Consider the following 15351-nt stretch of genomic DNA (forward strand, 5'->3'; position numbering starts at 1 on the left):
GCGGAGTACAATCGATGAATGAACTAGCCAAGATGACCATCGCCGCCGCGGTGGCCGCAGGGGCCATATTGCTTCTGCCGCTCACGGGGGTAGCCGATGAGGCCGCATCGCCGATCTTCGGCGTCACGATCCCGCAAGGTTATCGCGATTGGACTTTGATCGGCGTGGGGCGCGAGGACGGCCTCAAGGAGTTGCGCGGCATCGTGGGCAACACCACTGCAGTGAACGCCTATCGTGACGGCCAGCTGCCATTCCCCGACGGCAGCGTGCTGGTCAAGCTCGCGTGGAAACATGTTCCGATCGACGGTCTCGATGGCGCCTTCACTTCTGGTACACCGACCACGGTGCAGGTCATGGTCAAGGATGCCGCAAAATATGCGTCGAGTGGCGGCTGGGGCTTTGGCCGGTTCGTGGACGGCAAGCCGGCCGACGAAGCGCAGCATCGGACCTGCTTCGCCTGCCACGACGCGCATGCAAAGGATCACGACTTCGTATTCACGCACTATAGCCGATGACGGATGGCGCTTCACCTGCAGATCATCATCGCTGTTCCGATCGACGCCATCGCGCCCAGTTGGAGCGCGTGACAATCCATCTTTCGGATTTGGACTCGCCATTGTGGTGCGGAAGGTCGATGAAGCCGACAAATTCCGCGCCGGTCTTCTGCTTGACGCGGCGTGATCCTCCGTTCGTAGCGACATTGCAGACGAAGAATTGCTCGATACCGAGAACGTCGAAGGCGAAATCATTCACCGCCGCGATCGCTTCGGTCATCAGTCCGCGGTTCCAGTAGGGCTCGGCCAACCAGAAGCCGCGGTTTCCTTTGCGGGAGTCGGAGCGAGGACGGAAATGGATATTGCCGATCGCCTCGCCATCGCCCTCACGCAGCACAAGGACCCATTGATAGATCTCTTCGCCCGCCGCGATCTTGTCGAGCTGGAGCCTGATGAAGGTCTCGGCTCCGTCGTCGGGATAGGACCATGGAACGACGGTCGCGAGATTGCGGATGATGCTCCAGTTGTTGAAATGACGCTGAATGGCCGGCGCATCCGACAGCGCCAATGGTCGCAGCATCAAACGTTCGGTTTGCAGCAGGGGCGCATGCTGCAGAGATTGGCCGTGGCGTACTCAGATTTCAAGCGCAAGCGACGCGATTGACCCTGCTTGGCCGGCCATGCCGCACGTGCGATCGTTTCACTATCCTATCTCGACACACGACAGGCGTTGGAGTTGCGCCAAAGAGCAATCAACGCCGATCATACAGGGTTGCGCGTTGATGCGACACGATCTAAAAGGCCTTTCCGCAATTTCAAAACATGGAGGCGATCATGTCGATGTTCGTGCGCTTCCTGGGTTCGCTGCGCGATATTTGATCGCAGTCCCGGGAGATGAATCCCGGTGAGCATCATGCCCATTTGATCGAAACTGCCAGCAGGTCCGCTTCTCGCGGAATTTTTGTCATGTCCAGATATCTGTCGCGGTCCCCGCAGCGGGAGGCCGCACGATCTGCTGTGCTGCATCGTCAGCTTCAGCGATTTCCTTCCCGTTACCGAGAAGCCGTAGGCTCGCTCGTGATGCGTCATCCGCGCATCGCGGACCTTGCAGCGAGCTTTCCAGCGCTTCTCTTCGCGCTGGCCGTTCCGCGGCGCGGCTTCGATCCTGCGCCGGCAATCGCATCCGTTATCGAAGGGCGAACGCTGGTGGAGGTCGCTGCCGCGGCTGACCTGCCGATGTGGCTGCGCAAGCTGCCGCCGGAGGCGTTCGTGGCCCCCATCGCGGAGCTTCCCGACGGCGATTTGTTTCGACGGCAGATTGCCAATCATCTGCCGCGATCGCCGAAGCATGCATCGACTTGGCTGAAAATCTTCACCGACGTTGCCGCGATCGCACACGAGCCGGCGGCGGTGTGGGCCGTGCGCGAGTTCGTTCGCGCGCCAGTGCGGCTGAATCCAACTCGTTTGCGGCTCGTCGGTTTGTGGTCGTGGTTTTCCCGCGAGACGGCGACGGTTGGCTACGGCCTGATCGAGAAGCCCTGGAGGCCAGAGATGCGTATCGATGCGGCGCTCGCCGCGGCCAACGCCTGGCGAACCGAAATCTCCTTGCATGTGAATCTGGGGCCCGAGCCAATCGTCAACATGTGGCTCCGGGCGGGTCACGTGGCTGGATATGATTTCGTGCCCTTGAGCTCGGTTGCGTCCATTACCAGCGAAGCAAAGGCGATGAAGAATTGCCTTCGTACCTACGGCCTAGGCTTGGCGCACAACCGGTCGCGGCTTTGGAGCATACGGCGGGATGGGGAGCGCGTAGCTACGCTGAGGGTTGCGATCCGTTGGAAGGATCCATTGCTCAATATTGTCGAGCTCGAGGCCGCGGGCAACGCGAAGGCCTCGCGCGAAATCTGGTGGGCGGCCCGGCAATGGCTTCACATGCATGACCTGTCAACAATCCAACTGGACCGGCCGAGCTGGGGAGCCGTGCCGCTTGATCGTTGCAGCTGGCTTGCGCTTTGGCGGCCCTATTGGCTTGCGAAGCAGCGTATCCCAGATTGGCTGCCGATCGCACCCTCGCGCGGTGCTTTGGAGGCGTTATGAGAGCAAATTTGTCCGCTTGCGGATGCCGATCGGGGGCGGCTGACCTGTCGTAGTAAATGCAGCCTGCGACTATCAACCGAACTTCCGCCGTGCATCGAGCGCGAGCCCGATGCCGACGCTGCCGAGCAGGTCGGTCTCGGCGACGCGGGCCTCGGGGAACGGCGCCAGGATCGCCTGGCGCAGCAGCGGCACCATGCTCGATCCGCCGGTCAGGAAGATCGTGGTGATGTCGGCGGCCGCAACGCGCGCGTTCTTCAGGAGGCGCTGCACCGTCGCAAGGATGCGTTCGACGGCATCCGTGATGGCGGCGTCGAATGCTGTCCGCGTGAAGGAGAATCGCGCCCATGCGCCGTGATCGGCCAGCGCCGAGACCGCTGCCTCTGCGCGCGTCAGCGCGATCTTGGCCTCCTCGACGCCGATCGCGACCGCATGCCCCTGGCGGGCCTCGATGAGCGCGATGAAACGATCGACAAGATCGCGCCGCGCCGCCTCGTAGCGGATCTGCCGCAGCTCCGGCATTACGTTCTTCTTGTAGAGCTGGTTGATGCGGTGCCAGGTCGCGAGCTCATGGTAGTAGAGCGAGGGCAGGCTGCGCTTGCCGTCCGCGGTCGGGCTGCCATAACCGAGATGGGGCATCACGCTCTTCAGGCTCAACAGCCGGTCGAAATCGGTGCCGCCGATATGGATGCCGCCATTGGCCAGGATATCGCCGGCGCGCTCGGCTGTCCGGCGCCGTTCGGGCGAGACGCGGACGATCGAGAAGTCCGAGGTGCCGCCGCCGATGTCGGCGATCAGGACCAGTTCCTCATCGCGAACATGCTGCTCATAATCGAGCGCGGCCGCGATCGGCTCGTATTGGAACGCGATGGTCCGGAAGCCCTGCGCACGCACAATGTCCTCCAGCGCGCGTTGCGCCTCGGTATCGGCCGCGTCGTCCTTGTCGACGAAGCGCACGGGGCGGCCGAGTACGACCTCCGTGATCTCGCGATCGAGCTGGCGTTCCATCTGCGACTTCAGGTGCGCGAAATAGAATCCCAGAATGCCCGAGAACGGCACGGCCTTCTGGCGGATATAGGTCTTCTCCTGGATCAGCGCGGTGCCCAGGATGCTCTTCAGCGCGCGCATGAAGCGCCCGTCATGGCCCTTCAGGTAACGATCGATGGCGCTGCGCCCGAAATGGGTGCCGTGATCCTCGAAATCGAAGAACATCGCGCTCGGCAGCGTCAGGTGGCTGCCTTCGAGCGGGAGCAGACGGGCTTTTTCTGGTTCGCTGATGCCGATGGTGGTGTTCGAAGTGCCGAAGTCTATGCCGCAACAGGCCGCAACCATGCTCGTCTTGCTCGTGTCAGTCAGAGGCGACGGCTTACCCGCTTGGCGGCGTCGTGTCACCCCGGAATGACGGCCCGCGTTGTGCGGCCTGCCGCTGATCATCACCCGGATTTCTCGGCATCCCGCCGAAGGCGAGGGTGCGCGTCGACGGCCTGATTCATGTCAACAAGGGCCCGGTGCGACGATTGTTGCAGGGCTCTAGATCACCGCCTTTCTTCGGAAGCTGGCGCGAGACGCCGCGATCAGCGTGGCGAGGATCTGGCGTCTCGCGTGACGGCGGACGCTGCGAATCACGCAACGCACCTTGCAACCGAACCGGGCAGACACGCATCGTTTGCGCGCGAACGTCCTGTCGACGGCCCTATCACCTTGGTCGTTTAGGTTGTGTAGTGATTTACTTACCACTCACAAACTGCAAGCCGACGTCTGCAGACAGCTTTTTTGGCGCGATCTGGAGCCGAATACTTCCGCGTCGAGAGATTTTGAGTCATTCTAATCAGACGTCAGGTGATGCCGCACCCTGCAGCGGACGCGTCAGACCAGCTTCGCAGTGGCGAAGGCCGAGCGAGGAAGATTCGGGCGCACGCGTCTGCAGGGCGGTATCACGGACTGCGCGAGTACGTGTGGGGTGCTGTGCGTATGAGTAACGGAGTAGCCGACTTCCATTCTCGCCGAATGGAAGCGGGTCAGATGTTTGACGCGCGGGCCTGGCGGGAGGCCCAGCACGATCCGGCGATACGTCGCAAGCATGCGACGACAGGTGTACAGATCGGTTGTCCGCCGCTCGCGGCCGGCATCGGCGCGTTCCTCGGTTGTTTCGCGACGTTGCATCTGAGCGCCTCCGGCGTACCTCCAGCGATTGCGTCTGCAACGGTCACGATCCTCTTGTGCGCGTCCCTGATATTGACGGGGTGGGCGGAGCTGGTGCCGAGCGCATTCTTTCCCGCGGCCTATGGCGGCAGCTTTGGCGGCATGACGCCGGTTGCGGCCTTGAACCAGAGCGTGGAGCGATCGGGCCTGCCGCTGGGCGCTTCTTTCACAATGCTGTCCATCTCGTGCGGCCTGGTGTTCTGCCTCGCCTGCGCAATGGACATCAGGCTGCGGGGCGGGTTCATGCGCGGCTATGGCGGGCGTCTCGGCGCCCTCGCCGCGGCCGGATCCTTTCTCTTCGTCGGCCTGGCGCCGCTGCTGGGTGTCAATGGCGAGCTGTTTCAGGTCGCGCGCGTCGAGATGTTCGAGAATGATCTCGCTTCAGTCGCGTTGATCTTCGCTCTGTGTACGGTGGGCATGCTCGCGACCCTGCTCGCGCTGCGACGTCGGCAGGTCGCGTCCTCCCGTCGCGACGTACGGATTCTCGTTGCTGCCACCGTCGCGCTTGTCGGCCTGATGCTGCTGCAACAGGTGCAGCCGAATGATCCATGTCTGGTGGATGCCTTCTATGCGGGCTGCTTCCTCGGCATGTCGTCGCCCGCGCAGCTGAGGGGGCCATTGCAGCCGATCTTGGCGGCAGTCATCCTGACGGCCTTGCTGATCGAAAGCTGTGCGATCTTGCCCGGCGTCGGCGGCTCGCTTGGTCTTGTGGCCTTCGTCACGGTGGTCACAATGGAGGGGCTGAAGCGAATTCTCGCAGTGCCGACGGGTGCGATGGACCAGGAGGAGCGCGGTCGCGCACCCCTCGTGGGCGAGCCGGTCGCGCGTGAGGTGATTGGCGCCGGGTCACTTGGCTCCCAGTCATCTGCGATGCCAACTGGTCGCCGTGACATCGCTGCCGGCGTCGCGAGGGGCGTGAGCCGCAGTCTGACCTGGCGCGCGAAAAGCGCGGCGGCCGGCTTGATCATGATAAGCGCGCTGGTGCCTTGCTATTCGCCGCCGGAACAAGCGGCGCGGGAGGATACCGGCTCGATCGGCGACGCCATCACGCTGGTTCCGGCGATCCGGTGGACATTGGAAGAGGCTGCTCCACCGACGGTGAGTAATGTGCGCTCCGACGCGGCGATCGTTGCCGCACCGGCCGTCGACCTCGTCGTCTCGACATTTAACAACGGCGAGGTATCGCGAGACCCTGTGCCCGATCGTCGGGCACAAGGCTCCCGCGATGTGCGCGCCGGTGATGTCATGACGACGCGGACGAAACGCGCTCGCCTGGTGGTGGCACCGGGTGAACCAACCGCCGCCCGCAAGCCCAGGAACCATCGTTAAGCGCGAGCCTCCGGCAACTATCTCGAGGTTCGAACGCGTTTGTACGCGCGCACGTCTGAACGGCAGACAGCTGCGCCAGCCGGATCATCGCGCGACGAGTCTGAGATCAGGCCAAAACCCCGAACGATTCCGGTGCCATTGGGACAGCTAACAATCTCGCGTGGTTAGTTTGCGTTGCCGATGTCAGGCAACGAGGTCGAGAGGCCGGCCTGCCTCGTCGATCAGATGAACGCGTTCGACGTCCACATGCGGCAGCAATGCTCGGATCTCCTCTTCCGGCATCAGGCTGAAGGCCGTTGACAGCGCATCCGCGGCTGTCGCGTTCCGAGATACGGTGGTCAGGCTGCGATAGCGGCCTGCGCATCCGCCGGTGCGAGGGTCGAACAGATGATTGAATCGGCCTGTCGCATCGAACTGGAATCCGTAACCTCCTGACGTAGAGACCGCGCGATCGACGACCGGCAGCGCAGTTTCGGTATGCCCCGGGACGTTCGGATCGGCGATGCCGACTTCCCAGGGGCGCCCGTCCGGACGCGAGCCGATCGCCCGGGTTTCGCCCATGTCAACGAGGCTGTGGCCGACACCTTGGGATCGCAGCAGATCGACGACCTTGTCGGTCACGTAGCCTTGCGCGATGCCGTTCAGGGTCACGGCCATACCCCGCGGCATCACGATGCGGTCGCGCTCGACAGATAGCCGACCGCTGCCGATGCGAGCGAGTGCGGACGCAATGGCCGCCGGTACGGGCCCGGCCGGATCGGGATTATCCTGCGAGAAGTGGCTGGCGTAGAGATCCCAGAGCGGTTGCACCGTGACATCAAACAGTCCGCCGGTCAGTCTGGAGTAGCGCTGCGACGTCGAGAGCAGATCAACCATCTCGGCTGGCGGTCCGATCAGGATGCCAGTCCGGTTCAATTCGACCAGGGCGGACTCCTTCAGATACAGGCTGAACAGCCGCTCCAGCCGGCGCGCTTCCGAACAAGCCTGCGCAATCAGCCGCTCTGCCTCGCTCCGATCTTCGTGGTGGATCTCCATGGTGGCGACTGCACCCAGCATCGTGCCGCGCCAAGTGACGGGCGTCGTGTCGGCGCGGACAGGGTGACCGGAAGGAAGAAGCCCGAGGCCGGCCGCTGCGGCACTGATCCGGACAAAGCGTCGGCGCGAGATCATGCCCATCATCGTGTCCTTCTCATTCGTTCGGTGGGCGCCTGGCGTCGCCGTCGTCGGCGGAAGTGCTCTCCTTGGCACCATCCGAGGACAGGACGTAGTTGCGTGGTACCTGGTCGAAGGTGACGATCCGTCCGCCGTTTTCGCCAACGAACTTTTCGGCTGCAGCGCGATCCGAGAACGGCACGGCCTCGTCCCCGCCCATTCCGCCCTTGGCACGGCTGCCGATCACGAACAGTGCCTTGCGGGCCTCAACCCAATTGTCGGCTCCCGGCTTGTCCCAGCTCGGCGCCTTGCCCATGTCGGAGACGTAGATCGCCTGGATGTCCTTCGGCTCATCCGGCAGCATGGTGAAGGCGATTGTATCGCGCACCGAGGAGAACCAGACCGGCTCGATCAGGCTCGCGGCAAAGATCTGCCCCTTCGGCCCCGGGTGCTCGAACAGGTTCATGCCGCAGTAGCGGCCGATGTCCTCTGCGGTCATCCGGTGCGGGGACGGCGGCTCGGCCGCCTGCTTCTCCCAGCAGCCGCCCAAGGTGATCGAGAGCAGCAGAGCGAAGGCGAAGGATCTACGTTTCATAGCTGCCTCCGGGAAAAGGCGAGCGCGGCAAATCCCAGCGGCACGCATGTCCAGAGCACTAATGTTGCCAGCAGCACTCCGGCCGAGAGCGTCGTGCTCTGCGCGAGCCCGGCCATGCCGGCGAACGTGCTGACGTTCGCGAAGCCGGTCAGGTTGAACAGGCGGTAGACGTCCGTCGGGTTCAGCAGCAGCAGCGCGTCGAGTGCGGTCGCCGAAATGTTGCGGCCCTGATCCAGCGCCAGGAGACCGAGCAGCGCCATGTCGTAGATGAGGACGAGCAGGAGCCACAGGCCGATGCACACGCCGGCCGCCGTGCCCCGGTCTCGCACCAGTGCGCTGACCAGATAGCCGATCGCGACGAATATGGCACCCAGCAGCACGGACGACCCAATCATGGCGGCGAATGCCGTCAGGCTGTCGGCGTCGATGTGGCTTCCTGCGGCGATCAGGGCCGCGGCGGCGATGCCGTAGCCGAGGCAGGTGGCGAAGGCGAGCACCACGAGATGGCCGATGAACTTTCCGAGCAACACTTGCCACCGCGCGACCGGGTAGCTCAGCAGCAAAAGCATCGTGCCACGCTCCATATCGCCGATGATGGCGTCATGCGAGATCAGGAGTGCGATCAGCGGAATCAGGAAGATGGTCAGGCTCGAGAGGCTGACGATCACGACGTCGAGCGCCCGCACTCCGACCGTTCCCGTGGGGACGCTGCCGAGGAAGGTCAGCGACAGGGCGAGACCCGCGAGCAGCAGGGTCGCGGCGAGCACCCAGCGATTGCGGATGGCCTGGTGGATTTCCTTGGCGGCAATGATCAGCGCATTCATGGCGTCTCCTCCGCCTGTCGCAGAAAATGCGCATAGATTTCGTCCAGCGTCGGTGGGGCGAGATCGATGTCCTCGACCGACGTTCCTGCCGCCGTCACGCGGTGCAGAAGCTCGATCTTGCGCTGCGGCTCCGCGTCGATCTCGATGATGTGGCCGTTGACGCGTCGGAATGCCGCACCAGCGGGCAGCCACGGCGGCGACTCGGACAGCGCGGGCCCCGATACCTTGAGCCTGATCCTGGTCGGTAAGCGCGCGAGCCGCCGCAACGCGTCGATCGAGCCGTCGGCGACCTTGATGCCGCGATTCATGATGATCACGCGCCCTGCGCGCTCCTCCAGTTCGGTCAGCGCATGCGACGATAGGAGAACGGTGGTGCCGCTGCCGGAAAGGCGCTGGATGAGGTCGTAGAAGGTCTGCCGCAGCTCGGGATCGAGGCCAGTGGTGGGCTCGTCGAGCAGCAGCACCTTCGGATGTCCGATCAGCGCCTGTGCGAGCCCGAGGCGCTGGCGCATACCTTTCGAATAGGTGCCGACCCGGCGTTTCGCAGCCGCGCCGAGGCCCACCGCGTCGAGCAGCTCCAGCGCCTTGGCCACCGGCTCCCGTTTCAAGCGAGCGTAGAAGGTCTGGGTCTCGCGTCCAGTCAGGGCGGAATCGAAGGCTACGTTTTCCGGCAGATATCCGAGCGCCCGTCGGCCCGCGAACTGTCCCGCGGCGGGATTGTCGCCGAGCACTTCGATGGAGCCGGCCGTTGGACGGATCAGGCCGAGCATCAGCTTCATCAGCGTCGTCTTGCCGGCGCCGTTGTGGCCGATCAGGGCCACCAGCTCGCCCTCGCCCAACTCAAACGAAGCTCCGCGCACGGCCTTGACCGGGCCGTACTCCTTGGTCACATCGGCGACACGTACCGTGCTGGTCATCGCGCCTCCTCGGCCGTGTGGCGCTTCGGCGGAGACATCAGCGGATGGCTGTCGACCACGCCACCCGGCAGCAGGGCGGGAAACTGCGCCTGGGCCCAGCGGATCACCTGGACGGCAGGGCTGTTGATCAGGACTTTTGCCGCAGGAGCCGTCCACAGCACGCGATCGATCAGGTCGTTCGGCCGATAGGCGGTGTCGGCGACGCCGTCGCCGTTGAGGTCGAACGCCGGGTTGTCGCTCCAGTAGTTGCCGCGACCGTCTTTGGACCAGTCCAGATGGCGGGTGCCGACGTATTTCACCTGGTTGGCATTATTGACGAAGGCATTGCCAGTGATCTCGTTGCCCTCGGAGCCGGCGGTGAAGTGGACGCCGATCTCACACCCTTCGAACCAGTTGCGGTCGATCCGGTTCTTGTTGGTGTTGTAGATGAACACGCACTTCTCGGGTCCGATCCGCTGCCCTCGGGCGGACGCCGAAGACGCGGCCTCGGTTTGTGGCACGCCTTCGTCGTCGGCGCGATTGTCCGACGTCGCCCAGCGTTCGGTGGATTGCATCCCGCCGATCACGCTGTTGCCGGAGATGTCGTCGTAGTTGCTGGCATTGAAGAGGATGCCGCGATCGCGGTCATGGTCGGACACATTGTCTCGGACGACCAGATGGTTGGAGAACATGAAGGCATAGCCGATGATGTTCCCTTTAGAGACGTTGTTCGTGATCTCGGCCTCGCCGGTGTACATGTTGTGCACGCCGAAACGGAGGTCGCGGAAGCGGTTGCCGCTGAACGTGTTCTTGCGGCTGGTGATCGCGAAGATGCCGTCTCGGCCATAGTGGAAATCGTTGTCCAGCACCTGGGCGCCCGGAGCGTTCCAGACCGTGATGCCGTTGCCGGTCTCGCTGTTGCGCGCTGAACGAAGTCCGACGACGACGTTGTGACGCGCAATCGCGTCGGGCGCGCCGTGAAGGTACATGCCGAAGAGATTGTCTTCGAGGTGATTGTTTTCCAGCACTGCGCCGCGTGCCGATTGTTCGACGAAGATTCCGGAATCCATCGTCTCGAGAGATCGTCCGGAGCCGCGCACCTCCAGGTCGCGGACGATGGCGCCCGGCGCCGAGACGGTGATAACGCTGCCTTTCCTGGGGCCGGCGATCACGGCACCCGCCGCTCCCGAGAGGGTGATCCGATGGGTCAGGCGCACCGGACCGCGGTAGCTGCCTGCGGCCAGCCAGACCTCGTCGCCGTCCGAGGCGGCGTCGAGAATAGGCTGAAGATCTCCGGTCGCCGGCGTGAGCGAAAGCCTCTCTGCCGACGCTGCGCGCGCGCCGGCGCCGGCGGCCAGGACGACCGCCAGCGCCGATATCGTGAGATGTCGCACGGTTCGCATCGTCACACGTTCTGCGGCGACACGAGCATGCGCCCGCGCATCTCCATGTGCATGGCGTGGCAGAACCAGGTGCAGAAGTACCAGTAGACGCCGGGCTTGTCGGCGACGAAGGTCACCGACGACGTCTGCTGCGGGCCGATCTCCATGTTGATGCCGTAGTTGACGATGCAGAAGCCGTGCGTCAGGTCCTCCACGTCGTCGATGTTGGTGATGTAGACGGTCACCTCATCGCCCTGCTTGACCTCGAACTTCTCGAGCCCATAGGCCGGTGCGGCGGAGAACATATAGACCCGCACCTTGTTGCCGTCGCGGATGACCTTGGCGTCGCTCTCGAGCGAGACGCCGTCCGCCTTGGCCTGCTTGACGGCATCGGCGAAGAACGGATCGTCCCGCTTCCAGACGCTGATGATCTTTCCGTCCAGCTTGGAGCGATGCACGATCACGGCATCGTGCGGCTCGGCAAAGCTCGGTCCATCGTGCACCAGCTTCATCTGGTCGCCGGAGATGTCGATCAACTGGTCGTTCTCCGGCTTCAGCGGACCGACGTTGAGGAAGCGGTCCTTCGAGAACTTGTTGAGCGAGATGAGCCATTTCCCGTCAGCTTCCTTGGTCTCGCCCATTGAGGAGTGATTGTGGCCGGGCTGATAGTGGACATCGAGCTTCTGGATGATGGGGTTGACCTTCTCGCCTTTGAACGCGCGCTTGGCCAGATCGATGTTCCACTTGCAGACCTGGCTGTCGAGGAACAGCGTGGTGTAGGCATTGCCCTTGCCGTCGAAGGCGGTGTGCAGCGGGCCCAGGCCGAGCTCCGGCTCAGCGACCACGACGTCCCTTGGCTTGATCTTGTCATCGAACAGATCGTCGAACTTGCGAAGGTCGAAGACGGTCACGGTAGGAGCAAGCTTGCCGTTTGCGACCGCGTGAATGCCGTCAGGCGCGGTGTTGATGCCGTGCGGGCTGTTGGAGACCGGGACGTAGCGCGTATAGGGCGAGCCGTGCCGGCCGTCGATGACGGGGACGCCGTTCATTTGCTTGAAGTCGCCCTTCTTCACCGCCTCTTCGATGCGCTTGATGTTGAAGATGGTCAGCCAGTCCTGTTCGCTTGCCGTCATCTCAGCGAGAGTGACGCCCTTTTCCGAATTGTAACAGGTGGCAAACGCGTATTTGCCCTGGTAGTCGGCATCGACGTTATCGAGATTGCCGTCGACGATCACCTGCCAGGCGACCTTCATGGTGTCGCCGTCCACGGCCGAGAACATCGACCAATACTTGGACTTGTCGTCCAGTACTTTGCCATCGTTCGGGAGCGGGACCTCGTACTCGCCGTTACAGAAGACGTAGCCGGTGCGTGGATATTTCTGCGGCCGCATCCCGTGGATGGTGTACTGGTTCGGCAGCTCGACGATCTTGTCGCATTTCATGATGTCGGTGCGGATGCGGGCGAGGCGCGTGTTCGCCTTGTCGTTGATGAAGATGTAGCGGCCGTCGTAGGTTCCGTCGGTGAACGACATGTGCGGATGATGGCAGTCGCCGTTCTGCCAGACCCCGTTCAGCCGGCCTTTCAGCCGGTCGCGGGTCTCCTGGGTCAGACCCTCGGTGAGAATCTTCAGCGATTCATTGGTCAGTCCCCAGCCTGTGGCGCTGTCGCGGTTGAACACCGGAACGCGCATCAACTCGCGCATCGACGGCATGCCGATGATGCGGACCTCGCCGGTCTGCCCGCTGGAGAAAAACACGTAGTATTCGTCGAGCTCCCCGGGGGCGACCTCGGTCTTCAGGCTGCCGGCGCGGGCCGGAGTCTTGGGCTGAGCTTGCGCCGCCGCAGGCTCAGGCAGCGCGGCTCTGCCAAGTCCGAGGCCGCCTGCCAATCCGGCTGCGCCAACCGCAGCAGTTCCGACGACCTGACGTCGGCTGACTGTGTTCTTGTCGTCTTCCCGGCCCATGTTGGTCTCCTTGCTGTCATGAGGAAGTGGATGGAGTGGTGCCGGCTCCCGTCGCGACGGGCTTTCCGGCATGCGTGATGACTGTCTTCGGCCCGCCGCCGCCCGCTCGCATCGACGGCGAGGACATGGCGGTAAACTTCTCGCGCTTCAGTCGCACCTGGATCATGTGCGGACAGCGGTGGTCGTCGTAATAGAGTTCCTGGCAGTGCATGCAGTAGATGCACTCATTGACGTTGATGTGCCCCTCGGGATGGATCGATTGCACCGGGCACTCTTTGGCGCAGCGCTGGCACGGCGAGCCGCATTCCTGCCAGCGGCGCAGCCATTCGAAGGTCCGCATGCGGCCGGGGATCGCGAGCGCCGCGCCGAGCGGACACAGGTAGCGGCAGAAGAAGCGCTCGACGAACAGGCCGATGACGAGCAGCGCGACCGCATACGCCACGAACGGCCAGCTTCGGGCGAACTTCAGGATGATCGCCGTCTTGAACGGTTCGACCTCGGCGCACCGCTCGGCCATGTCGACAGAGTAGAGCGACAGGCCGAACAGCCCGAGGAAGATGATGTACTTCACCGGCCACAGGCGCTCATGCAGGCCCCAAGGCACGGTGAGCTGCGGTACCTTGAGCCATTTCGCGATCGTGTTGGTCAGTTCCTGCAGCGCGCCGAACGGGCAGAGCCATCCGCAGAACGGACCGCGCCCCCAGAACAGAAGTCCGCCCGCGGTCGCCGCCCAGAGAACGAAGATCAAAGGCGCCGCGAGAAAGAATTCCCAGTGAAAGCCGGTGATCAGCGCGTTGCTGAACGTCACGACATTGACGACAGAAAGCTGTGCGTTGGCGTACCAGCCCAGCCACACCAGGACGAAAACCAGATAGGCCCGGCGCACCCAGGTGTACAGGACTGGCCGTCGCACCAGCAGGTTCTGGAAGAAGAAGATGCCGGTGAGCGCCGCCAGCATCAGGGCGGTGATCGCGATCGAGACGGTGTTCGAACGCCACATCCGCACCCAGAGCGGTTCCTCCGCCTCGGCCGCGGCTGTCTGCGCGGCGGAGGCGGATGCCGTCGCCGGCGTCGGCGCGTTCTCCGGCACGGTCACCGCACGCTGCTCGCGGCGCATGTACTGCTCGGGCAGGACGTAGCTGAGATCGAAGGTCAGGAACGCCTTGTCGCGGCCGCCGAGACTACGCTGAACGAGCAATTGGAGCTGCCACGGCTGGGTCGGGTCCAGCGTGAATTCCGGCGGCGTGACGAACAGGCCGATCTCCTTGAAATCGGGTGCCCCGGCCGCGGCAAGCCCTCCCAACCGGGTGTGATTTCTATCGCGGAATCGGGTGCTGTTGCCCTCCTGCAGGATCTCGATGCGATCGAAAATGCCACCCCGCACATAGGCCGAACCCTTGAAGGAGTAGGTCCCGTTGCCGGCGACCACAATGGCCTGTTGCCCCGGCTTCAGAGTGTCCTTGAGCCGCTGATAGCCATCGTCGCCGAGCAAGCTGCGGCCGATGGTCGGCGCCGTGACCAGCGCGACGTAGAGATCGACGAAGGTATCATCGGGGTCGCCCGGCTCGGGATATTGGGTCGCTGCAGCGGCGTTGCCGGACTTCGAGAAGGCGTCGTTCACGTCGCCAACGGTGAGATGCAGCCGGCGTACGGAGCCGTCGCCGACGAGGCTCGCCCAGTCGCGGACCTCGCTGCGGGCCAGATCGACGGTCTTGGTGACGGTCGGCAGGGCGGCCGAAGCCGCGGCGGCGCCTCCGCCGCCGATGCGTCCGGAGCGGATCAGCTTCGATGCCGAGCGCACGATGCTGTCGCTCATGACCAGCACGGTGACCGTCGCGCCGCTGACGATGTCCACCGTCGGCGGCTGTTCGGCGCCGCTGGCGACCGGCTTCATGTCCTTGCCGATCAGGGAGTTCAGGGCGGCGACGATGCGCGCCTCGGGAATCCCGATCAAAACGATCGGCTCCTTGTGATCCATGAGCCTGATGCCGGTGATGACGCCCTTCGGGTCGATACCGACCAGCATATGGATCGGCTTGCCGGAGTAGCCGATGGAGTTCGCGAAGTCGGAGTTGAGATAGACGAAGCCTTGGAGCTCATCGCCGTGGTAGGCGGGAGCGAGAGGCGGATCGCCCTGCGGCGCGCCAAATCGATCGGCTGAGGCAAAGAAGTCCGTGGACTGAACTTTGGAAAGAAAACCTGCAAGCTCGCTCGCCGCGCAAGCGGCATGCGTCCCGAACGCCACCATCGCGCCGAGCGCAATGGCCACAAGCAGGTGACAACGGAATCCCCGCAACGCGTCCCCAGGACTCCATGGCATGGAGCACCTCAAACTGGACCTGCGCATCTGTTGAAGATGCACGTTCCGTTTTGATCTGATCTTGGATGGTTGGGCGTCGCCGCTGACGCTCGGTGTCGG

The 15351-nt window shown here is 63.7% G+C and carries 12 protein-coding genes; 3 read left to right on the top strand and 9 right to left on the bottom strand.

What is annotated here, in order from left to right; genetic code table 11:
• Window positions 1-14: 14 nt before the first annotated feature.
• On the top strand, window positions 15-515 hold the full coding sequence (locus tag ACQR1W_RS07475; RefSeq protein WP_434850173.1) for a cytochrome P460 family protein: 501 nt from the start codon (window positions 15-17) through the stop codon (window positions 513-515).
• Window positions 516-540: 25 nt separating this feature from the next.
• Here ACQR1W_RS07475 and ACQR1W_RS07480 read toward each other — a convergent pair whose 3' ends face one another.
• Entirely contained in the window at window positions 541-1074 is a 534-nt protein-coding gene (locus tag ACQR1W_RS07480) for a GNAT family N-acetyltransferase (RefSeq protein WP_434850174.1), read from the bottom strand.
• A 314-nt stretch (window positions 1075-1388) separates the two neighbouring features.
• On the opposite strand from ACQR1W_RS07480, the gene ACQR1W_RS07485 reads away from it, so the two are divergent.
• Window positions 1389-2591, top strand: a complete 1203-nt coding sequence (locus tag ACQR1W_RS07485) for a hypothetical protein (RefSeq protein WP_434850175.1) — start codon at window positions 1389-1391, stop codon at window positions 2589-2591.
• A gap of 72 nt (window positions 2592-2663) precedes the next feature.
• Here ACQR1W_RS07485 and ACQR1W_RS07490 read toward each other — a convergent pair whose 3' ends face one another.
• A complete protein-coding gene (locus tag ACQR1W_RS07490; protein ID WP_434850176.1) occupies window positions 2664-3920 on the bottom strand; it encodes an Hsp70 family protein in 1257 nt (418 codons plus the stop codon).
• A gap of 972 nt (window positions 3921-4892) precedes the next feature.
• On the opposite strand from ACQR1W_RS07490, the gene ACQR1W_RS07495 reads away from it, so the two are divergent.
• Window positions 4893-6119, top strand: a complete 1227-nt coding sequence (locus ACQR1W_RS07495) for a hypothetical protein (protein WP_434850177.1) — start codon at window positions 4893-4895, stop codon at window positions 6117-6119.
• A 183-nt stretch (window positions 6120-6302) separates the two neighbouring features.
• On the opposite strand, the gene ACQR1W_RS07500 is transcribed toward ACQR1W_RS07495, so the two are convergent.
• Genes ACQR1W_RS07500 through ACQR1W_RS07530 form a run of 7 tightly spaced genes read right to left on the bottom strand, consistent with a single transcriptional unit; the run spans window position 6303 to window position 15180 of the window.
• Window positions 6303-7298, bottom strand: a complete 996-nt coding sequence (locus tag ACQR1W_RS07500) for an FAD:protein FMN transferase (RefSeq protein WP_434850178.1) — start codon at window positions 7296-7298, stop codon at window positions 6303-6305.
• A 10-nt stretch (window positions 7299-7308) separates the two neighbouring features.
• The gene (locus ACQR1W_RS07505; RefSeq protein ID WP_434850179.1) at window positions 7309-7866 is read right to left on the bottom strand and encodes a nitrous oxide reductase accessory protein NosL; all 558 of its coding nucleotides are present in this window, start codon (window positions 7864-7866) and stop codon (window positions 7309-7311) included.
• On the bottom strand, window positions 7863-8690 hold the full coding sequence (locus tag ACQR1W_RS07510) for an ABC transporter permease (RefSeq protein WP_434850180.1): 828 nt from the start codon (window positions 8688-8690) through the stop codon (window positions 7863-7865). The genes ACQR1W_RS07505 and ACQR1W_RS07510 overlap by 4 nt, the downstream gene beginning before the upstream one ends.
• Window positions 8687-9607: an ABC transporter ATP-binding protein gene (locus ACQR1W_RS07515; protein WP_434850181.1), complete on the bottom strand. Its 921-nt coding sequence runs from the start codon at window positions 9605-9607 to the stop codon at window positions 8687-8689. Before ACQR1W_RS07515 ends, ACQR1W_RS07510 begins: the two co-directional genes overlap by 4 nt.
• Complete coding sequence (locus ACQR1W_RS07520; RefSeq protein ID WP_434850182.1) at window positions 9604-10989, bottom strand: nitrous oxide reductase family maturation protein NosD; 1386 nt, start codon at window positions 10987-10989, stop codon at window positions 9604-9606. Before ACQR1W_RS07520 ends, ACQR1W_RS07515 begins: the two co-directional genes overlap by 4 nt.
• A gap of 2 nt (window positions 10990-10991) precedes the next feature.
• Window positions 10992-12932, bottom strand: a complete 1941-nt coding sequence (nosZ, locus tag ACQR1W_RS07525; protein WP_434850183.1) for a TAT-dependent nitrous-oxide reductase — start codon at window positions 12930-12932, stop codon at window positions 10992-10994.
• Between the two features lie 16 nt (window positions 12933-12948).
• Window positions 12949-15180 (bottom strand): 4Fe-4S binding protein, encoded by a 2232-nt coding sequence (locus tag ACQR1W_RS07530; protein ID WP_434850458.1) that lies wholly within the window; start codon window positions 15178-15180, stop codon window positions 12949-12951.
• Window positions 15181-15351: the final 171 nt, after the last annotated feature.

The organism is Bradyrhizobium sp. HKCCYLS1011 (genome assembly GCF_051167795.1).
Taxonomy (GTDB): Bacteria; Pseudomonadota; Alphaproteobacteria; order Rhizobiales; family Xanthobacteraceae; genus Bradyrhizobium.